Origin of the sequence: Salinarimonas soli (assembly GCF_008386575.1) — a bacterium.
GTDB lineage: Bacteria > Pseudomonadota > Alphaproteobacteria > Rhizobiales > Beijerinckiaceae > Salinarimonas_A > Salinarimonas_A soli.
In genome coordinates, this window is record NZ_VUOA01000006.1 from 24,444 (window position 1) to 42,955 (window position 18,512).

The 18,512-nt window shown below is 70.6% G+C and carries 19 protein-coding genes; 11 read left to right on the top strand and 8 right to left on the bottom strand.

What is annotated here, in order from left to right:
• Positions 1–86: 86 nt before the first annotated feature.
• From F0L46_RS02595 to F0L46_RS02610, 4 genes are all read left to right on the top strand, one after another.
• On the top strand, positions 87–677 hold the full coding sequence (locus tag F0L46_RS02595; RefSeq protein WP_149815467.1) for a PAS domain-containing protein: 591 nt from the start codon (positions 87–89) through the stop codon (positions 675–677).
• 93 nt (positions 678–770) lie between these two features.
• Positions 771–1,388 (top strand): PilZ domain-containing protein, encoded by a 618-nt coding sequence (locus F0L46_RS02600; RefSeq protein WP_149815468.1) that lies wholly within the window; start codon positions 771–773, stop codon positions 1,386–1,388.
• A 432-nt stretch (positions 1,389–1,820) separates the two neighbouring features.
• Positions 1,821–2,447: a transglutaminase-like cysteine peptidase gene (locus tag F0L46_RS02605; RefSeq protein WP_149815469.1), complete on the top strand. Its 627-nt coding sequence runs from the start codon at positions 1,821–1,823 to the stop codon at positions 2,445–2,447.
• A 336-nt stretch (positions 2,448–2,783) separates the two neighbouring features.
• Positions 2,784–3,428, top strand: a complete 645-nt coding sequence (locus F0L46_RS02610; RefSeq protein WP_149815470.1) for a transglutaminase-like cysteine peptidase — start codon at positions 2,784–2,786, stop codon at positions 3,426–3,428.
• Positions 3,429–3,788: 360 nt separating this feature from the next.
• Here F0L46_RS02610 and F0L46_RS27020 read toward each other — a convergent pair whose 3' ends face one another.
• Together F0L46_RS27020 and F0L46_RS02620 are read right to left on the bottom strand one after the other, a co-directional pair.
• Entirely contained in the window at positions 3,789–4,580 is a 792-nt protein-coding gene (locus tag F0L46_RS27020; RefSeq protein WP_149815471.1) for a cold-shock protein, read from the bottom strand.
• 328 nt (positions 4,581–4,908) lie between these two features.
• A complete protein-coding gene (locus tag F0L46_RS02620) occupies positions 4,909–6,267 on the bottom strand; it encodes a dicarboxylate/amino acid:cation symporter (protein WP_149815472.1) in 1,359 nt (452 codons plus the stop codon).
• A 204-nt stretch (positions 6,268–6,471) separates the two neighbouring features.
• Here F0L46_RS02620 and F0L46_RS02625 point away from each other — a divergent pair, with 204 nt between their 5' ends.
• From F0L46_RS02625 to F0L46_RS02635, 3 genes are read left to right on the top strand one after another with little or no spacing between them, the layout of a single operon-like run.
• Positions 6,472–7,224 carry an SDR family NAD(P)-dependent oxidoreductase gene (locus tag F0L46_RS02625; RefSeq protein WP_149815473.1) on the top strand — a complete coding sequence of 251 codons (753 nt, stop codon included), beginning with the start codon at positions 6,472–6,474 and terminating at the stop codon, positions 7,222–7,224.
• 14 nt (positions 7,225–7,238) lie between these two features.
• Positions 7,239–7,769, top strand: a complete 531-nt coding sequence (locus tag F0L46_RS02630; protein WP_149815474.1) for a 2,4'-dihydroxyacetophenone dioxygenase family protein — start codon at positions 7,239–7,241, stop codon at positions 7,767–7,769.
• Between the two features lie 10 nt (positions 7,770–7,779).
• A complete protein-coding gene (locus F0L46_RS02635; RefSeq protein ID WP_149815475.1) occupies positions 7,780–8,292 on the top strand; it encodes a DUF1697 domain-containing protein in 513 nt (170 codons plus the stop codon).
• A gap of 400 nt (positions 8,293–8,692) precedes the next feature.
• Here the strand turns inward: F0L46_RS02635 and F0L46_RS02640 are convergent, their stop codons facing one another.
• The gene (locus F0L46_RS02640) at positions 8,693–11,908 is read right to left on the bottom strand and encodes an ATP-binding protein (protein ID WP_149815476.1); all 3,216 of its coding nucleotides are present in this window, start codon (positions 11,906–11,908) and stop codon (positions 8,693–8,695) included.
• Between the two features lie 208 nt (positions 11,909–12,116).
• On the opposite strand from F0L46_RS02640, the gene F0L46_RS02645 reads away from it, so the two are divergent.
• Positions 12,117–12,539: a phasin gene (locus F0L46_RS02645; RefSeq protein ID WP_149815477.1), complete on the top strand. Its 423-nt coding sequence runs from the start codon at positions 12,117–12,119 to the stop codon at positions 12,537–12,539.
• 47 nt (positions 12,540–12,586) lie between these two features.
• A complete protein-coding gene (locus F0L46_RS02650; RefSeq protein ID WP_149815478.1) occupies positions 12,587–13,297 on the top strand; it encodes a phasin family protein in 711 nt (236 codons plus the stop codon).
• Positions 13,298–13,350: 53 nt separating this feature from the next.
• On the opposite strand, the gene F0L46_RS02655 is transcribed toward F0L46_RS02650, so the two are convergent.
• Positions 13,351–13,578, bottom strand: coding sequence for a hypothetical protein (locus tag F0L46_RS02655; protein WP_149815479.1), 228 nt, complete (start codon positions 13,576–13,578; stop codon positions 13,351–13,353).
• 127 nt (positions 13,579–13,705) lie between these two features.
• Between F0L46_RS02655 and F0L46_RS02660 the strand changes: the two genes are divergently transcribed.
• Both F0L46_RS02660 and F0L46_RS02665 read left to right on the top strand, forming a co-directional pair.
• Positions 13,706–14,116: a hypothetical protein gene (locus F0L46_RS02660; protein ID WP_149815480.1), complete on the top strand. Its 411-nt coding sequence runs from the start codon at positions 13,706–13,708 to the stop codon at positions 14,114–14,116.
• Between the two features lie 275 nt (positions 14,117–14,391).
• Complete coding sequence (locus F0L46_RS02665; protein ID WP_149815481.1) at positions 14,392–14,937, top strand: DUF924 family protein; 546 nt, start codon at positions 14,392–14,394, stop codon at positions 14,935–14,937.
• A 2-nt stretch (positions 14,938–14,939) separates the two neighbouring features.
• On the opposite strand, the gene ilvN is transcribed toward F0L46_RS02665, so the two are convergent.
• The 4 genes from ilvN to F0L46_RS02685 all read right to left on the bottom strand — a co-directional run bounded on the left by ilvN (position 14,940) and on the right by F0L46_RS02685 (position 18,436).
• A complete protein-coding gene (gene ilvN / locus F0L46_RS02670; protein ID WP_149815482.1) occupies positions 14,940–15,482 on the bottom strand; it encodes an acetolactate synthase small subunit in 543 nt (180 codons plus the stop codon).
• A 7-nt stretch (positions 15,483–15,489) separates the two neighbouring features.
• A complete protein-coding gene (locus F0L46_RS02675; RefSeq protein WP_149815483.1) occupies positions 15,490–16,176 on the bottom strand; it encodes a glutathione S-transferase family protein in 687 nt (228 codons plus the stop codon).
• Between the two features lie 6 nt (positions 16,177–16,182).
• Entirely contained in the window at positions 16,183–16,587 is a 405-nt protein-coding gene (locus F0L46_RS02680) for an endonuclease domain-containing protein (protein ID WP_149815484.1), read from the bottom strand.
• 76 nt (positions 16,588–16,663) lie between these two features.
• Positions 16,664–18,436: an acetolactate synthase 3 large subunit gene (locus F0L46_RS02685; protein ID WP_149815485.1), complete on the bottom strand. Its 1,773-nt coding sequence runs from the start codon at positions 18,434–18,436 to the stop codon at positions 16,664–16,666.
• Between the last annotated feature and the right edge of the window lie 76 nt (positions 18,437–18,512).

Consider the following 18,512-nt stretch of genomic DNA (forward strand, 5'->3'; position numbering starts at 1 on the left):
GACTCGGTGTCTGATTGGCCCGATGCGGCCGGAAGCGTCCCGAACCGGGACAGCCGGCCGCGGACGGCCTTTACGTTGGTGCAAGCATGAAACACGCCTCCACCCGGATGATCTTCTCCTACTGGGATGCCCTGCGCGGCGAGCGCGCGGCCCCGGACCGGGGCGAGATCGAGCCCGGGGAGATCCGCCACGTCCTGGCCGACACGTTCATCCTGGAGATCGGGGCCGACCGCACGGCGGAGTTCCGCCTGGCCGGCACGCGGCTGTGCGCCCTGTTCGGCCGCGAGCTGAAAGGCGCGCGCTTCGTCGACCTGTGGCCGGAGCACGCGGGCCCCGGGATCCGGCGGCATGTCGGGACGGTGATCGACGAGACGGCGGGCCTCGTCATCGGCCTCCTCGGCACCACGGAATCGGGCGACACGGTCGATCTGGAGATGGTGCTCCTGCCGCTGCGCCACCGGGGCAAGCCGCATGCGCGGGTGCTGGGCGCCCTCTCGCCCGCCACGATCCCCGCCTGGCTCGGCTTCAGCCCCGTCACCTCGCTCGCCACCGTGTCCCTGCGGGTGATCTGGCCCTCGGGCCGGTCCGAGGGCCCGAGCTTCGGCCGGGGCGATCCGCAGGACCGCCGCAGGCGCTTCGTGGTCCACGAAGGCGGCCGCTCGGTCGCGGGGGACTGACCCTGCGCGGTTCGGTTAAGAGCGAGGGACGGGGCTAAGGCAACGTTAACGGGGGCCTCGTAGAGTCGCTTCGTTCGCCCCAGACGAGTTCCGATGGAAGCCCTCGCCGATCACGTCAGACCACGCCTGCTGCGCATCGCCGACAAGCGTCGCCATGCGCGCGTGGCCGTGGCGCTGCTGGGACGCTACATGCTCCCCGACCGGCAGGAATATCCGTGCCAGACGGTGGACATCTCGCCGGGCGGCGCGCTCCTCGTGGCGCCCGTGCAGGGCCGGATCGGCGACCGCGTCGTGGTCTATCTCGAGCATCTGGGGCGCGTCGAAGGCCAGATCGCCCGGCTCGTGGACCGGGGCTTCGCGATCGCCATCGCGGCGACGCCCCGCAAGCGCGACAAGCTCGCCTCGCAGCTCACCTGGCTCGCCAACCGCCACGCGCTCGGCCTGCCCGAGGACCGGCGCCACGAGCGCATCGTGCCCCGCAACCCCGTCGTCGAGATGCGGATCGAGAACGGCCCCGCCGCGATGGTGCGCCTCATCGACGTCTCGCTGTCGGGCGCCGGCGTCGCCCTCGACCCGTTGCCGCCGCTCGGCGTCGCCGTGACGCTCGGGCGCACGCCGTGCAAGGTGGTGCGCCACTTCCAGGGCGGCGTCGCGGTCGAGTTCCTCCTGCCGCTCTCGCCCGACCGCTTCGACGAATCGATCGTCCTCTGAGCGTCCGGCCCGGACCTATTTAATCCTGTCTCCCTCATGCTGAGGTGGCCTGCCTAGCAGGCCCTCGGAGCACGCACCACGCCTGCCACAGCCCCCCAGGAGAGCCCTGGAGCGCCCTTCGAGGCTCGCTCCGCTCCGCCTCAGGACGAGGGGAAAGATGGGTCCTACGACGAGGCGGCCACTCAGGTTTTTCTGCACTTCCCAACCGGACTCCGCCCGCGGCAAACCCGCGGCGTCAACGGTCGCGAAACCTCCCCTACCGGGATGCCCACAGCGATCCGAACAATTCGACACAAATCGGGAAGCGGCCGTTCGGCGTGACTTTCATGTGATCCGGCAAGGACTTGGGATCGATAAAATTGCTCCTATCGCGGCAAGCGCCCGGCGAAGGGATCGGGGCGAAGGTCTTCCACGGACAGGGAGACTTCATCCATGCACTCGATCCGCACCTGGCTTCGCCTCGCGATCGCGATCGCCGGCCTCGGCATCCTCTCGGGCACTGCGGGCGCCCAGACCTTCGCGGCCTTGCCCGCCGCGGTGCCGGCCGCCGTCACCGGCGAGGCCAAGCCCGTGGCGGCCTGGGTCGAGTGGTGTCGCCGCATGCCCGCCGACTGCGCCGTGAACCCCGCCGAGCCCGCCACCGTGACGCTCACCGCCACGACCTGGCGCACCATCGTCTCGGTGAACCGCACGGTGAACCGGAAGATCCAGCCGCTCACGGACCAGGAGCACTGGGGCGTCCTCGATTCGTGGGACCTGCCCACGGACGGCTACGGCGATTGCGAGGACTACCAGCTCCTTAAACGCCGGCTCCTCGTCGAGGCTGGCCTTCCCCGCCGCGCCCTGCGCATGACCGTGGTGGTGGACGAGAAGGGCGAGGGCCACGCGGTGCTCATGGTGCGCACCGACCGCGGCGACTACGTGCTCGACAACAAGACCGACACGATCCTGCCCTGGCACCAGACCGGCTACACCTACGTGAAGCGCGAGGGCCACGACTCGACGGCCTGGGTCTCCCTCGGCGGCGCCCGCTCGCCCACCGTCACGGCGAATCGCTGAGGCCTGATTCGAACGCGAACCCCGGTCGCATCCCCTCCCCGTCCCACGATAGGGGTTCGCCCGAAGCCGGCCGCGAGGCCGGCTTCGTCGCGCCGGAGCCCGGCCCATAGGGGCTGCCCCTCATACGGCGGAGCGCCGGGCCGCCGAAACGCCGAACTTGGAGCCTTCGCTGTGTTGCATGGAACCAACGCCGCCCCAGTGTCGTTAACGATGGTTTAACTCCGGACTTGCGCCTAAGAATCCTGCCGTGCCACCTTGGTTAAAACAACATTAAGCCAGGGTTTGCGGGGCATGTTGAAAAGTCATTTCGGGTCGGCACTTCTGCGCGTTTCCTCGATGACGTCCCGCTTGGCGGGCGCGAGGAGCCTTGGGGCGGCATGCCTCTTCGCCTTCGGGCTCCTGACCGGCGCCACGGCGCAGGCGCAGACCCTAGCGTCCCTGCCCCCGGCGGGCAACGTGGTTCAGGCCACCGGGTCGGCGCGTCCGGTCGCGGCCTGGAACAAGTTCTGCGACCGCTTCCCCAAGGAATGCGCCGTCGACATCCGCGAGCCCGCGGTGATCACCCTCACCCCGCAGCTCTGGCAGCTGATCTCCGCCGTGAACCGCAAGGTGAACCGCGAGATCCGCCCGATGACCGACAAGGACCATTGGGGCGTGGTCGATTCGTGGGACTTCCCCACCGACGGCATCGGCGATTGCGAGGACTACCAGCTCCTCAAGCGCAAGCTCCTGGTCGAGCGCGGCCTGCCCCGCCGGGCCCTGCGCATGACCGTGGTGATCGACGAGCTCAACGAGGGCCACGCGGTCCTGATGGTCCGCACCGACCGGGGCGACTTCATCCTCGACAACAAGACCAACGCGGTCCTGCCCTGGCAGCAGACGGGCTACGTCTACGTGAAGCGCGAGGGCCACGACGGCACCGCGTGGGTTTCGCTGGGCGGCGTCACGACCCAGCCCGTGACCACCGCCAACTACGAGTGATCGAGAGGGCCTGGGCCGCCACGGCGGCCCGCTCGTTCCAAGCGTGCGCCGCCGCTGCGCGGCGGCTGACTCCTGGGTCCCGGATCTGCGCCCCATCGCGTGGGGCTTGTCCGAGAACGTGGGGGTGAGGTTCCGCAGACCTCTGGACCTTTCTCCACCATTTTCCCGCACAAGAGGGGCGGAGCCGCAGGCGAAGCGGATCGCAGATCCGGGACGCAGCGCAAGAAGCCGCGCCGCCGGGCGCTCCTTAGCCCCGCCTTCCAGCCCCCTCACCCCGTCATCGCAAACGAAAAAGGCCCGGATCGCGTGGGCGAGAGCACCACGCGATCCGGGCCTGATGTAAGGCCCTGAACCGGAGGCTCAGTCGACCCGCAGGTCGATGGCCTTGGTCTTGCCGGAGCGGGGATCGGTCTCGACCACGAAGGAGAGAACCTGGCCCTCCGCGAGGTCGCGCATCCCGGCCCGCTCGAGCGCCGTGGCGTGGACGAACACGTCCGTGCCGCCGCCCTCGGGCGCGATGAAGCCGAAGCCCTTGGTGGGGTTGTACCACTTCACGGAGCCCGACTGGCGCTCGCCCGTCGCACCGCCGCCACCGCCGCCGAAGCGGTCGGGACGGGGGCCGCGCGGAGCGCCGTAGCGATCACCGCCGCCGCCGCCGAAACGGTCGCCGCCGCCGAAGCGGTCGCCGCCGCCGCCACCGCCGAACCGATCGCCACCGCCGCCGAAGCGGTCGGGACGGGCGGCCGGGCGGAACGCCGGCTCGGCCTGGGCCGTGCTCAGGTCGACCTCGACGATGTCCGTCACCTGCGGGCCCTTCTGGCCTTGAGCGACGCGGACCCGCAGCCGGGCGCCTGGCGGCAGCTCGGTGTGGCCTGCCAGACGAACCGCCTCGGCGTGCATGAACACGTCGGGCGTGCCGTCAGCCGGAGCGACGAAGCCGAACCCCTTGGTGGGGTTGTACCACTTCACGACGGCCTCGACCTCGGGGCCGCCCTGCATCGGAGGCCGCGAGGGGCCGCGCGGCGCGGGAGTCGACGGCCACGCCGGGGCTTCGGGCGCGGGTGCGCCCCAGGCATCGTCGGGCTGACGGCGCCGGCTGCCCCGGTCGCGATCGCGCCGGCTCGGAAAATCGTCATCTTGATAGCGGCTCATCTTATGCTCGTCGCAAATGCAGGCGTGCCTTGGTCCAGGACCGGTCGGGTTCGCGCGGTCGCCGCGGGGGCGACAGGTTAGTCGGAAGCGTGGCCGACAGACCTCTCGACGTGAGAAAGCCCACCGGTCCGTGACGCCTCTTGGACGTCACGGCGGGGGCACTGTAACAGCTTCGATAACGTCGCGCGAGGGTGCAACTGCAAACTCTGCGTAAGTTTGCACGCCTTTGACTTGCGGGAGCTTAAGACGAGGCGGCGGGCCCCTCCCCGGGAGGGTCGGCGGGCGCGTACCCAGCCGGGTTTCCCGCAGACGGATACGCCCGTCCGGCCTATTCGGCGGGGGTGAGCCGCACGGCCGCCGGGGACAGGCCGGCGTCCGCCGGATCTTCCTCGGCGAGCGGCGGCAGCGCGCGCCCGGCCAGGGCCGCCGCGAGGCGCTCCTCGTCGAGCTCGCCCTCCCAGCGCGCCACCACGACGGTGGCGACCGCGTTGCCGATGAAGTTGGTGAGCGCCCGGCACTCCGACATGAAGCGGTCGATGCCGAGGATCAGCGCCATGCCGACCACGGGCACCGCCGGCACCACCGAGAGGGTGGCGGCGAGGGTCACGAAGCCCGAGCCCGTCACCCCCGCGGCGCCCTTCGACGAGAGCATCGCGACGAGGAGGAGGAGCACCTGGTCGCCGAGCGAGAGCGGCGTGTCGGTGGCCTGCGCGATGAAGAGCGCCGCCATCGTCATGTAGATGTTGGTGCCGTCGAGGTTGAACGAGTAGCCGGTCGGCACCACGAGGCCCACCACCGACTTCGAGCAGCCCGCCCGTTCCATCTTCTCGATGAGCGAGGGCAGCGCCGTCTCGGACGACGAGGTGCCGAGCACCAGGAGGAGCTCCTCCTTGATGTAGCGCACGAGCTTCACCACCGAGAAGCCGTTGTACCAGCCGACCACGCCCAGCACGCCGAAGACGAAGATCGCTGAGGTCAGGTAGAAGGTCGCGACGAGCAGGAAGAGGTTCGCGATCGAGCCGATGCCGTACTTGCCGATGGTGAAGGCCATGGCCCCGAAGGCGCCGATGGGGGCCACCTTCATGATGATGCCAACCACCCCGAAGATCGCCTGCGAGACCCCCTTGATGAGGTCGTAGACGGGCTTGCCCTTCGGGCCCATAAGGGCGAGGCCGAAGCCGAACAGCACCGAGAAGAACAGCACCTGCAGGATCTCGCCCGAGGCGAAGGCGCCGACCACGGTGGTCGGGATGATGTTCATCAGGAAGTCGACAACGCCCGTCTCGTGGGCCTTGGCGGTGTAGGTCGCGACCGACTTGGGATCGAGCGCGCTTGCGTTGATGTGCAGGCCCGAGCCCGGATGCACCACGTTGGCGACGATCAGGCCGACGATGAGGGCGAGCGTCGAGAACGTGAGGAAGTAGGTGAGAGACTTCAGCCCGACGCGGCCGACCTTCTCGAGGTTGGTCATCCCGGCGATGCCGGTGACCACGGTGCAGAAGATCACCGGGGCGATGATCATCTTCACGAGCTTGATGAAGGCGTCGCCAAGCGGCTTCATGTCCGCGCCGAGCGCCGGATAGAAGTGGCCGAGCGCGATGCCGATCGCCACGGCGATCAGGACCTGGACGTAGAGCACCTTGTAAAAGGGCGTGCGCGCCTTGTGCGCGTGAACGGGCGCGTGCATGCGGCCGGCTCCTGATGAGGGGCCTCGGGCCCGGGAGGTGGAGCCGTCTTTTCACCTAAAAACCAGGTATAAATCAATTACGTACTCGTACGGGCGATCTCTCGGCGATACTTGGCGGCACAGGCATTTGCGGGCGCATTCCCCTAAGGTATGACCGGCCCGAACGGCTCTTGCACGGGATCGCGCGGTCTGCGACCGTGGCCTATGCCCGGGCCCCTCGACACCTTCGCCACGGATCTCTTCGCCGGCCGCGCCGTGCTCGTCACCGGGGGCACCAGCGGCATCGGGCTCGCCTGCGCCCTCGCCTTCCGGGGCCTCGGGGCCGCGGTCACGGCCACGGGGGCGACGCCCGCCGAGCGCGAGGCGGCGGCGGCCGATCCGGCCCATGCAGGGATTACTTTCGCGAGCCTCGACGTTCGCGATGGTTCGGCGGTCGAGGCGCTCGTCGGCGGCTTGGACCGCCTCGACGTGGTGGTCACGGCGGCGGGGATGATCCGCCGCGACGCCGAGCACGACCCGTCGGTGTTCGAGGAGGTGATCGCGGTGAACCTCTCGGGCACGATGCGGGTCTGCGCGGCGACCCGGCCGGCGCTCGCGCGCTCGCGCGGCTGCATCGTGACGGTCGCATCCATGCTGACCTTCTTCGGCGCGCCCCGCGCTCCCGCCTACAGCGCCTCGAAGGGCGGCGTCGGGCAGCTCACGAAGAGCCTCGCGGGGGCTTATGCGGCGGACGGCGTCCGCGTGAACGCGGTCGCGCCGGGCTGGATCCGCACCCCGCTGACCCGCGCCCTCCAGGACGACCCCGCCCGCAGCGATCCCATCCTGGCGCGCACGCCCATGGGCCGGTGGGGCACGCCCGAGGAGGTGGCCGACGCCGTGCTCTTCCTTGCCTCGCCCGCCGCCCGCTTCGTCACCGGCGCCGTCCTCGCCGTGGACGGCGGCTACCTGACCGTCTGACCCCGGAGTCCGTCATGAGCAGCGAACCCGCCTTCTTCAACGAGAAATGGATCCCCTACCGCCATCCCCAGCCCGCGGACTCGCCGCCCGAGCTCGTCATCCCGGACGCGGTCCCCAAGGACGAGCGGGTCTGGGTGCCGCTGGAGGAGAACGTTTGGTTCCGCCCGCTCCTGCTTGCCGCCTCGCGGGGCTATTGGGTGAACCTGCTGCGCGTGCGCAAGGCGGGCGTGCTCTCCCGCCACCGCCACCCCCAGCCCGTCCACGCCTTCGTGATCAAGGGCGAGTGGCGCTACCTGGAGCACGACTGGGTCGCCACGGAGGGCTCCTACGCCTACGAGGCGCCGGGCGAGACCCACACTCTCGTGGTCGATCCGCATGTCGAGGAGATGATCACCCTGTTCCAGGTCAACGGCGCGATGATCTATGTCGACCCGGACGGGAAGACGCTCGGCTACGACGACGTCTTCACCCGCATCGAGAAGTGCCGGGCCCATTACGCGGCCGTGGGGCTCGGCGCAGACTACGCGGACCGGTTCATCCGCTAGGGGCGATCGCATGCCGGTGTTCGTGGCCTTGCTGCGCGCCGTCAACGTGGGCGGGACGGGCAAGCTCCCCATGAGCGACCTCGCGGCCCTGTGCGAGCGCGCGGGCTTCGAGGGGGTGCGGACCTATATCGCGAGCGGCAACGTGGTCTTCCGCAGCGCCGGGTCCGAGGCCGGGGTCAAGGCCGCCCTGGAGAGCGCGTTGCTGGCCTATGCCGGCAAGCCCGTGGGCGTCCTGGTGCGGGATGCGGCCGAGATGGCTGGGGTGGCGGCGGGGAACCCGTTCCCGGACGCCGATCCGAGCCGCACGGTCTCGATCTTCCTCGACGAGCCCCCTCCCCCGGGCGCCTTGGCGCAGGTCACGGGGCGGGACGGCGAGGAGCTGCGGCTCGGGGCGCGCGAGATCTATGTCCATTACGGCGCCGGCATGGGCCGCTCCCGTCTGCGCATCCCCGCCGCGGAGCACGGCACGGCGCGCAACATGAACACGGTGGCGCGGCTCGCGCTGATGGCGGGGGAGATCTGAGGGGGGTGCCTCATCCCATTCTCACCCTCGTCCTGAGGTGCCCCGCAACGCGGGGCCTCGAAGGGCGTTCCAGCGGTCTCCGGAGGGCTGTGGCCCCGTGGTGCGTGCTTCGAGGCTCGCGCCGCTCACGCCTTAGCATGAGGGGGTGGGGAGCACTCTGGATCCCCGTGGTCCCCCCCTCACCCCCTGGCACTTCGCGCCTCCCCTCTCCCCATGGGAGAGGGGAGGCACCCAGGACTTCATCGGGGGAGCCTCGAAGGGCGTTGCAGGGCCCCCGGATGGCTATGGCAGCGTTCTGCGTGCTTCGAGACGGCCTGCTCCGCAGGCCTCCTCAGCATGAGGGTGGCGGACATGGCTAGATCCCACTCTCCAACCTCGTCCTCCCAGCCGCCCCCCTTCCCTACTCGGCGAGCACCCGCGTCGGCGGGAACACCACCTCGACGAGGGTGCCCTCGCTCTTCGTCGAGGAGATCTGCAGCGTGCCGCGATTGGCCTCGACAAGGGCCTTGGTGAGCGGCAGGCCCAAGCCCGTGCCGCCGCCGCGCCGGGCGGTGGAGAGCTGGCGGAAGGGCTCGAGCGCCGCCTCGATCTCGCCCTCGGTCATGCCGATGCCGGTGTCCCGCACCCGGAACGCCACCTCGCCCCGGTCGGTGAGCGCCGTCGAGACGATCACCTGGCCGCCCGCATCCGTGAACTTCACGGCGTTGGAGAGGAGGTTCATGATCACCTGGCGCACCGAGCGCTCGTCCGCCACCACAGGGGGCAGCTTGCCGGCGAAGCTCGTGCGCAGGACGATGCGCGCCCGCGCGGCCTCCGGCTGCATGAGGCTCACGCAGGCGGTGACGAGCTCGCCGAGGCTCACGCTCGTGAAGGAGAGCTCCATGCGCCCCGCCTCCACCTTCGCGAGATCGAGGAGGGTGTTGACCACGGCCGTCACGTGGGTGCCCGAGCTGTGGATGTCGCGCAGGTAGTCGCGGTAGCGTTCGTTGCCCACGGGCCCGAACCGCTCCTCGAGCATCACCTCGGTGAAGCCGATGATGGCGTTGAGGGGCGTGCGGATCTCGTGGCTGATCTTGGCCAGGAAGTCCGACTTCTGCGCGTTGGCGTCCTCGGCGGCGCGCTTGGCGGCCAGGAGTTCGTCCTCGGCTTTCTTGAAGGCCGTGATGTCGCGCAGCACCGCGCAGAACTTGCGGTCGAGGCCGTCATTGACCCGGCCCATGGTCATGAAGAGCGGGATGACCCCGCCCTGGCGCACCCGGCCGAGCACCTCGCGCCCGTCGTTGAGAAGGCTCGCGACGCCGTTGGCGCGCAGCCCCTCCAGGTAGTCGAGGCCGACCACGTGGCTTTCGGGCGCCAGCAGGGCCGTGAAGGACTCGCCCGAGACCTCGTTCTGCTCGAAGCCGAACAGCGCCTCCGCGGAGCGGTTGAGGGAGAGGATCCGCCCGACGTCGTCGAGCACCACCACGCCGTCGGTCGCGGTGTCGAGGATCGAGGCGAGCTCGCGCACCCGGCCGTCACGGGCGCGAAGGTCCGCCTCCAGAGCCTTCAGGCGGAAGCCCGGGTCGCTGTCGGGCAGCTTGCGCACGAGCATGAGGCCCGCGGGCCCGTCCTCCCAGTCCACGGGCGCGTGCCGGATCTCGGCCGCGAAGGTTTCGCCGGAGCGGGTCGTGAGCGGCACGGGCGCGGGGGTCTCGACGTCGGCGCGGGCCAGGACCCCGGCTCGGCCGCGAAACAGGCGCGCGAGGCCGCCGTCCGCGACGAGATCCGCCGCCCCCTCGTAGCCCGCGAGGTCGAGGAGGGCGCGGTTGGCGTAGATGAAATCCTCGCCGCGATGGACGAGCACGCCCACGGGCATCCGGGCCAGCACCTGCGTCGCCGACGGCTCCAGGGGCGGGAGGCCGGGGGGCTGAGGGGGCGACGGCTCCTCCTCAGTGCTCGGGGCCTCGGGGCTCTCCTCCTCGTCCTCGAAGCGGGCGCCGAGCGCGCGGGCGATCTCGCGGAAGGCGTTGCGCTCCGCGGCCGACAGGCGAAGCGTCGTGGTGCCGCCGGACGCGGGCTTCTGCGGCGCGGGCGGGCCCGCCGGGGGTTCGGGCGCAACCTCAGGCTCGGCGGACGCCGCCGCCGGGACCGGAGCGGGAAGCGCCTCGGCCGTGACGGGCTCAGGCGCGGGTTCGGGCTCGGCGGACGTGGCCGCGGGCATCGGAGCGGGCGGCTCCTCGGCCAGGACGGGCCTCTCGGCAGCCGGCATCGCAGGAGCCGCCGCCTCGGGCTCCGTTGCCGGCTCGGGCTGCGGGTCGGCCGCGACAGGGAACTCCTCGGCGACCGGGCCGCCGAGCGGCACGTCGGTCTCCCAGACCATGAGGAAGTCGGCTGAGATCCGCCCCGCCATGGACGAGAAGGTCGCGACCGGCTCGTCGCGGTCGTTGGCGGGCTCGGGGGCCGGCATGTCGAGAACGGTCGCGGGGGTATGGACCAGCTCGACCGCGGCGTCGGTCACGGGCTCGGATGCCTCGTGGACCGGGGCGCGCGCCGCGACCGGCTCCTCGGGCGCGGCCAACGGCTGCGCACGCCCCTCGGCCGGACGGGCGAGCATCGGTTCGGCTGCCGGAGCCCTGTCCGGGGCCGCGGAGGGCGGGCGGGCCATGACGGCACCGGCCCGGATCAGGCCGAAGCCGCGGAAGCCGAGAAGGCCACGCTCGCGGTCGCGGATCGTGAGACCCGCAAGATCGACAGGCACGGCATGATCGCCTGTCCCGATGCGCCACAGGACGGTGCGCCCGCTCCAGGTCTCGCCCCGGGCGAAGTGCTCGGCCACGATCCCGCCCGGGTCCTCGACGAAGCGGCCGATCTCGGCCCAGGTCCGTCCGACGATGTCGGCCGCCTCCGGACCGACGATCTCGGCGAGCGCGCCCGATACGGCAACGAAGCGCCCCGCGGCGTCGGCCTGCCAAAGGAAGCGGACGGTGCCCCGGGCGCGGACGCTGTCCAGGGGATCGACGGCGGGAGGCGCCTCCGGCTGCCGGTCCGATGCCGGCGGCTCGGGCTCGGGTTCCTCCAGGTCGAGGTCGGGAATGGGCTCCACGGGGAGCGCGTCGGAGGTCTCGGCCGGCGGCTCGTCCTGGCCCAGGAAGGCCGCCGCCTCTGTGGCGGGCTGATCGGGAACGGCGGGCTCGGGAGCGGCCAGCACCTCCACGGCCGGCGCCGGGATGGCTGGGCGCGCCCGCGCGGACAGAGCGGGGAGCGCGCCGACGAAGGCGGTGATCAGCACCTCCTCGCCCGAGGGCAGGGCGGCGAGGCGGCAGGCGCAGGTGGCGAAGGGCACGAGCGGGCTTCGGTCGAAGCGCAGCTTCTCGAGGCGCGAGCCCGCGCGGGGAGCGAGGCCGCCGGCGAGGGCGCGCAGGCGGGAGGCGGCGGGGACGGCCGCGGCGAGCGCGCCGTCCGGGTCCCGCGCGAGCGCGTCGGCGAGGCCTTGCGCCGGGCCCGACGCCCAGATCGGACGGCTTCCCGTGCCGTCCCAGACGAGCACCGCGCACCCCGCGCGCAGTAGCGGCGCGAAGGACGGGTCTCCTGCCCACCCCTCCACGGCCGCCCCGATGTCCTCACGCCAACGCACCATGGTCCCCGGTCTGAACGCGCCTCTCGGCAGGATTGCTTAAGGGAGAATTAATCCAAGCCGCCCGGCGATGCACGCAGCCTTCGCGGTTGCGGCGCGTTTCCATTCCATCAACCTTAATGCCAATATAGGAGTTGGTTGATTTTGCATCGCACAATATGATATTGCGATGCACAATATAGCTGCAGGCCAAGACAGGAGGAGAGGTCCCATGACTGACGAGAAGCGAGGCTACGAGATCCCCACCGAGATGCGCGACTTCGCCGAGAAGAGCGTCGAGCAGGCCCGCAAGGCCATGGACGGCTTCATCGGTGCCGCCCAGCGCGCCATGGACACGTTCGACGGCTCCGCCAACCCGGTGCAGACCAGCGCCGTCGACCTGAGCCGCCGGTCGCTGGCGCTCGCCGAGCAGAACCTCGGCGCCGCCTTCGAGCACGCCCAGCGCCTCGTGCGGGCGAAGGATCCGGCTGAGGCCATGCGCCTCCAGGCCGAGTTCGTGCAGAGCCAGTTCCAGGCGATGCAGTCCCAGATGCGCGAGTTCGGTGGTCTGATGCAGAACGCCGCCGGCCAGGCCGCCAAGACGGCCCAGAGCGCCGCCGAGTCCGTGACCCCGCGGGGCGGCAAGAAGAGCTGAGGCCTCGGCTCGCGCTGCGGCGGGCGGGGTGATGGATGGAGACGGTGATGAACGACGTGAAGGTGAAACCCGCTCGCGGCAAGGGCCGGACGAAGGCCCCAAGCCCCGCGCCGGCGCCCGAGGCACGGCCGGCTGCGAAGGCGGCCCGGACGGTACGCAAGGCGAAGCCCGCGCCCGTCTCCGAGCCGGCCCTGTTCGACGCCCCCGCCCAGCCCGCCCCCAAGGTGCCCGCGAGGGCTCCGGCCAAGGCCGCCGCCAAGGCGGTGGCCCAGCCCAAGGCCGCCGTCGCGGTCGAGACGCCGGCCGCCCCTCCCCCGCCCTCGCTGGTCGAGACCGTCGTGGTCCCGATCGCGGCGCTCAGCCTCTCGGGTGACGGGCCCGTTCCGCAGGCGCTCTTCAACCCCATGAAGGCCGTGCTCGGCACCCGCGACCCGCGGGCGCTGTACGCCCGGGCGCAGGAGACGGGCGACACCCTGCGCAACGCCATGAGCGAGAGCGCCACAGCGACGAGCCGCGGCCTGGTGGAGCTCAACAGCCAGATGCTCGACCTCGTGCGGGCCCACAGCGACGCCACCCTGTCGCTGTGGCGCTCGGCCCTTGCGGCAGGCTCGATGTCGGAGGCGATCCGCGTCCAGACCAGCGGCGTGCGCCAGGTCTACGAGGCCTCCGCGGGCCACTGGAAGAGCATCGCCGAGACCGCCGGCCGCACCGCCGAAGCCGCCATGCGGCCCATGCAGTCGGCCCTCAAGCGGGGCTGATGCCCTCGACCTGAGCGTTCCCAAGGGCCGCCCGCAGGGGCGGCCTTCGTCGTTCAGGCGGCCCCCGCCGCCATGCGCTGGAGCATCAGGGCGATGGCGGTGAGCACGAAGCCCGTCCACCACAGGGGCGAGCGGATGGTCTTGTCCGCGCCCTCCCGCGGCGCCACGGCCCGTCCGGAGAGACGCTGGAAGGACGGCCACAGGAAGCAGGCGAGCCCCGCGAGGGCCAAGGCGAAGGCCAGGATCGTGAGGGTCTGGGGCGACAGATTCTGCGGTGGCATGGATCCCTCGGGGTGCGCAGGGCTCATAGCACAAGAGGTGCCGGAAAGCCGAGAGTGCGCCGCCGCACAATGACCAAACCCCATCGGGCGTAGAGGAAGCGGCGTCGATCCGACAGGAGACCGCACCATGCGCCGCTACGACCTCTGGTTCCTCATCCTTGCCGCCGCCTGCCTCATCGTCGGGGTGGTCATGGGCATCGCCATGGGCGTCGTCCACGATTTCCGCCTCGGTCCCGTCCATGCCCATCTCAACCTGCTGGGCTGGGCCTCGCTCGCCCTGTTCGGCCTCACCTACCGGGCCTATCCGGCGCTGGGCGCCTCGCGCATTGCGGGCTTCCACTTCGCGGCGGCCGCGCTCGGCGCCGTGACGCTCCCGGCCGGCATCACGCTGTCGATCCTCGCCGAGAACCCGGGCCTCGCGATCGCCGCCTCCTTCGTGTGGCTCGCCGCCGCCCTCCTGTTCCTCGCCAACCTCGTGGCGATGGCCCTCTCCGGCGCCAGGAGCCCGCAGGGCGTATCCTCGCCCGCCGCGGCCTGAGATAGACCGCTTGCCCCATCCTCTACCCTCGTCCTGAGGTGCGACCCCGGACCTGGTCCGGGGGAGCCTCGAAGGGCGCTCCAGGGATTTCCCTCCGGCTCACGAGCGTCTTGCGTGCTTCGAAACGCCCGCTAGCGCGGGCTCCTCAGCATGAGGGGGGAATTGGAGCTCCCTTCAGCCCGAGAAGCGCTCTGACGACCGGTCCGCCGCCTCTCGCGCCACGGGGGGCGGCGCCCCATCTTGGGCGCTCCGACAGACAAGGATGGACGCCCGCCATGACCGCAGCCGCCCCGCACGACGTCGTCGCCTTCTGGAGCGAGGCCGGGCCGGACCGCTGGTTCTCGCCGGACGACGCCTTCGATGCCGCGATCCGCGAGCGCTTCCTCGCGACCTACGAGGCGGCGGCCCGGGGCGATCTCAACGAGTGGGAGCTGACGCCCGAGGGCGCGCTCGCCATCGTCCTCGTGCTCGACCAGTTCCCGCGCAACATGTTCCGGGGCACCCGGCGCGTCTATGCCACCGACGACACGGCGCTTCTCGCCGCGGAACGCGCCATCGACCGGGGTCACGACCGGGCGGTCGACCCCTCCCTACAGCGCTTCTTCTACCTGCCCTTCATGCATGCCGAAGATCTGGCGATGCAGGACCGCTCGGTCGCGCTGAACGAGGCACTGGGCGACGCCGAATGCGTGACTTACGCCCACCATCACCGGGACATCGTCGCCCGGTTCGGCCGCTTCCCCCACCGCAACGCGCTCCTCGGCCGCGAGACGACGCCCGAGGAGGCGGCCTACCTGGAGGCGGACGGCTTCCAGGGCTGAGCCTACATGCCCTCGGCGCCACGGCTCATCGCCGCGATGCCCGTGCGCGACACCTCGACGAGGCCCACCGAGGTCATGAGCCCGATGAAGCGCTCGACCTCGTCCGTGGTGCCGGTGAGCTCGAAGATGAAGGATTGGAGCGTCGCGTCGAGGGTGCGGGCCCCGAAGGCGGAGGCGAGCCGCATGGCCTCGACCCGCTGCTCGCCCTTGCCGGCCACCTTGCACAGGACGAGCTCGCGCTCGATCGCCTCGCCCTGAACCGTAAGGTCCGTGACCCGGTGGACGGGGACGAGGCGCCCGAGCTGGCTCTTGATCTGCTCGATGACCGCCGGCGTGCCCGTGGTGACGATGGTGAGGCGCGAGATGTGCTTCTCGTGCTCCGTCTCGGAGACCGTGAGGCTCTCGATGTTGTAGCCGCGCCCCGAGAACAGGCCGGCGATGCGGGCGAGCACGCCGGGCTCGTTGTCGACGATCACCGCGAGCGTGTGGCGGGCGGCGGTCTCGATGCGGGTGGGATCGGGATAGTGCGTGTTCATGACGGACATCGGGCTCTCAGGGGTTGCGGCGGCGCAAGGTGGCGGTGGGCTCCTCGTCGACCTCGTCGTGGGCGACCACCCATTCCTCGTCGAGGGCGGCCTCGAGCCACTCGCGGAAGGCGGGGAGCCCTAGGATCGTGTCCATATAGGCGCGGGACACGGGATCGACGGGGATCGCGTAGGTGTCGAGGCGGGTGACCACGGGGGCGTACATGGCGTCGGCCGCCGAGAAGGCGCCGAAGAGGAAGGGCCCGCCCGCGCCGAAGCGCTCGCGCGCCTCGCGCCAGATCGCGGTCACGCGAGCGACATCCCGGGCCACCGCCTCGCCCCGGTCGCGGGTCGCGTAGCGCTTGCCGAGATTCATGGGGCACGCGGAGCGCAAGGCCGAGAAGCCCGCGTGCATCTCGGCCGAGACCGAGCGCGCCATGGCCCGCGCCGCCGGATCCGAGGGCCATACGCCGAGGTCGGGCCGCGTGTCGGCGACGTGCTCCATGATCGCGACCGACTCCCAGACGCTGAACCCGTCCTCCACGAGCACGGGCACCTTGCCGCCGGGCGAATGGGCCAGGATCCGCTCCCTGGTGTCGGGCCGGTCGAGCGGGATCAGGACCTCCTCGAACGGGATCCCGAGCTGGCGCAGCAGCAGCCAGGGGCGCAGCGACCAGGAGGAATAGAGCTTGTTGGCGATGACGAGGGTGGGCATGGGGGGCTAGCGCTCCTCCCCTCTCCCGGATGGGAGAGGGGCCGGGGGTGAGGGTGGCACGCCGGGAGGTTGGTGGGACCTCGCCGCCATGGCAATGTGATGGAGCACCACGTCGAGATCGTCGAGCACCATCGCGTTCGGAACGCGTATGAGCCTCAATCCGTGCGCCTCGACCTCGCGGGTCCGTCGGGCGTCATAGTCCGCTTCCCATGCGTGACCGCGCCCATCGAGCTCCACGACGAGACGGCGTTCCACGCAGACGAAGTCCAGGGTGTAGGTCAGAAGCGGAACCTGGCGGCGGACCTTGAGGCCGTCCAGCCGCCGCCCCCGCAACGCCTGCCAGAGCAGGTCTTCCGCCGAGGTTGCCTGACGGCGGAGCGTGCGGGCGAACTGGCGCTGATGCGTCGTCAAGGTCGCGGTCCCCTGGTTCAGCGCGCCACCCTCACCCCCGGCCCCTCTCCCATCCGGGAGAGGGGAGATCCGCTCATCACACCAGCATCTTGCCCGCGTCGTCGATGACCGAGCCGATGTCCGCGCCCGTCTCGCCGAGATAGTCGTTGAGGAGCATCTCGTTGTGGGCCTTGCCCGACGGGATCATCGGGAAGCAGTTCTCGGCCTGGTCGACCACGCAGTCGAAGATCACCGGGCGGTCGACGGAGATCATCTCCTTGATCGCGCCGTCGAGGTCGCCGGGCTTCTCGCAGCGGATGCCCACCCCGCCATAGGCCTCGGCGAGCTTCACGAAGTCCGGCAGGGACTCGGAATAGCTCTCCGAGTAGCGGCCGCCATGCAGGAGCTCCTGCCACTGGCGCACCATGCCCATGTACTGGTTGTTGAGGATGAAGATCTTGACCGGCAGGCGGTACTGCACGGCGGTCGACATCTCCTGCATGTTCATGAGGATCGAGGCCTCGCCCGCGATGTCGACCACCAGCGCGTCGCGATGGGCGAGCTGGACGCCGATGGCGGCGGGCAGGCCGTAGCCCATGGTGCCGAGGCCCCCGGAGGTCATCCAGCGGTTGGGCTCCTCGAAGCGGTAGTACTGCGCGGCCCACATCTGGTGCTGGCCGACCTCCGTGGTGATGAAGGTCTTGCGGTCCTTGGTGAGCTCGTAGAGCCGCTGCACCGCGTATTGTGGCTTGATCGTCTCGGACGAGTTGCGGAAGCCGAGGCAGTTGCGCCGGCGCCAGCCCTCGATCTTGCCCCACCAATCCTTGATGGCGCCTTTGTCGACCTGCGGGGCGCTGGAGCGCCACAGGCGGACCATGTCCTCAAGCACGTGGGCGCAATCGCCGATGATCGGGATGTCGACCTTCACGGTCTTGTTGATGGAGGACGGGTCGATGTCGACGTGGATGCGCCGGGAGCCGGGCGAGAACGCGTCGATGCGCCCGGTGATCCGGTCGTCGAAGCGCGCCCCGATATTGATCATCACGTCGCAGCCATGCATGGCGAGGTTCGCCTCGTAGGTGCCGTGCATGCCGAGCATCCCGAGGAATTGCGGATCGGAGCCCGGATAGGCGCCGAGCCCCATGAGCGTCGAGGTGATGGGAAAGCCCGTGAGCTGCACGAGCTCGCGCAGCAGGGCCGCCGCGTGGGGCCCCGCGTTGATCACGCCGCCACCGGTGTAGAACACGGGGCGCTTGGCCGACGCCATGAGCGCGATGGCGGCCTTGATCTTCTCGATGTCGCCCTTCACCGCCGGCCGGTAGGTCTTGTGCTGGTTGTCCCGGGGGCGGGCATAGGCACCCGTCTTGAACTGGATGTCCTTGGGCAGGTCGACGACCACGGGCCCCGGGCGCCCGCTCGCCGCCACGTGGAACGCCTCGTGCAGGATGCGCGGCAGGTCCTCGATGCTCTTCACGAGGTAGTTGTGCTTCGTGCAGTGGCGCGTGATGCCCACCGTGTCGCATTCCTGGAAGGCGTCGGTGCCGATGAGGTGGGTGGGCACCTGGCCCGTGATGCACACGAGCGGGACCGAGTCGAGCATCGCGTCGGTGAGGCCCGTCACGGCGTTGGTGGCGCCTGGGCCCGAGGTCACGAGAACGACGCCGACCTTGCCCGTCGAGCGGGCATAGCCCTCGGCGGCGTGGACCGCGCCCTGCTCGTGGCGCACGAGGATGTGGCGCACCTTCCCCTGGTGGAAGATGGCGTCGTAGATGGGAAGCACCGCGCCGCCCGGATAGCCGAAGATGTGCTCGACGCCCTGATCCTGGAGGGCGCGGACGACCATCTCGGCCCCGGTCATCATCTCGCTCATGGCCTTCAAAGCTCCGTTGGGGTCTGGCTGTCTGGTCGGCGTATGTCGGTGGCGTGCAGGCAATAAAAAAAGGCCC

What these genes read in the sequence shown, in the direction of transcription:
- F0L46_RS02595 (WP_149815467.1), top strand. Translation starts at nt 87, where the DNA reads ATGAAACACGCCTCCACCCGGATGATCTTCTCCTACTGGGATGCCCTG.
- F0L46_RS02600 (WP_149815468.1), top strand. Translation starts at nt 771, where the DNA reads ATGGAAGCCCTCGCCGATCACGTCAGACCACGCCTGCTGCGCATCGCC.
- F0L46_RS02605 (WP_149815469.1), top strand. Translation starts at nt 1,821, where the DNA reads ATGCACTCGATCCGCACCTGGCTTCGCCTCGCGATCGCGATCGCCGGC.
- F0L46_RS02610 (WP_149815470.1), top strand. Translation starts at nt 2,784, where the DNA reads ATGACGTCCCGCTTGGCGGGCGCGAGGAGCCTTGGGGCGGCATGCCTC.
- F0L46_RS27020 (WP_149815471.1), bottom strand. Translation starts at nt 4,580, where the DNA reads ATGAGCCGCTATCAAGATGACGATTTTCCGAGCCGGCGCGATCGCGAC.
- F0L46_RS02620 (WP_149815472.1), bottom strand. Translation starts at nt 6,267, where the DNA reads ATGCACGCGCCCGTTCACGCGCACAAGGCGCGCACGCCCTTTTACAAG.
- F0L46_RS02625 (WP_149815473.1), top strand. Translation starts at nt 6,472, where the DNA reads ATGCCCGGGCCCCTCGACACCTTCGCCACGGATCTCTTCGCCGGCCGC.
- F0L46_RS02630 (WP_149815474.1), top strand. Translation starts at nt 7,239, where the DNA reads ATGAGCAGCGAACCCGCCTTCTTCAACGAGAAATGGATCCCCTACCGC.
- F0L46_RS02635 (WP_149815475.1), top strand. Translation starts at nt 7,780, where the DNA reads ATGCCGGTGTTCGTGGCCTTGCTGCGCGCCGTCAACGTGGGCGGGACG.
- F0L46_RS02640 (WP_149815476.1), bottom strand. Translation starts at nt 11,908, where the DNA reads ATGGTGCGTTGGCGTGAGGACATCGGGGCGGCCGTGGAGGGGTGGGCA.
- F0L46_RS02645 (WP_149815477.1), top strand. Translation starts at nt 12,117, where the DNA reads ATGACTGACGAGAAGCGAGGCTACGAGATCCCCACCGAGATGCGCGAC.
- F0L46_RS02650 (WP_149815478.1), top strand. Translation starts at nt 12,587, where the DNA reads ATGAACGACGTGAAGGTGAAACCCGCTCGCGGCAAGGGCCGGACGAAG.
- F0L46_RS02655 (WP_149815479.1), bottom strand. Translation starts at nt 13,578, where the DNA reads ATGCCACCGCAGAATCTGTCGCCCCAGACCCTCACGATCCTGGCCTTC.
- F0L46_RS02660 (WP_149815480.1), top strand. Translation starts at nt 13,706, where the DNA reads ATGCGCCGCTACGACCTCTGGTTCCTCATCCTTGCCGCCGCCTGCCTC.
- F0L46_RS02665 (WP_149815481.1), top strand. Translation starts at nt 14,392, where the DNA reads ATGACCGCAGCCGCCCCGCACGACGTCGTCGCCTTCTGGAGCGAGGCC.
- ilvN (WP_149815482.1), bottom strand. Translation starts at nt 15,482, where the DNA reads ATGTCCGTCATGAACACGCACTATCCCGATCCCACCCGCATCGAGACC.
- F0L46_RS02675 (WP_149815483.1), bottom strand. Translation starts at nt 16,176, where the DNA reads ATGCCCACCCTCGTCATCGCCAACAAGCTCTATTCCTCCTGGTCGCTG.
- F0L46_RS02685 (WP_149815485.1), bottom strand. Translation starts at nt 18,436, where the DNA reads ATGAGCGAGATGATGACCGGGGCCGAGATGGTCGTCCGCGCCCTCCAG.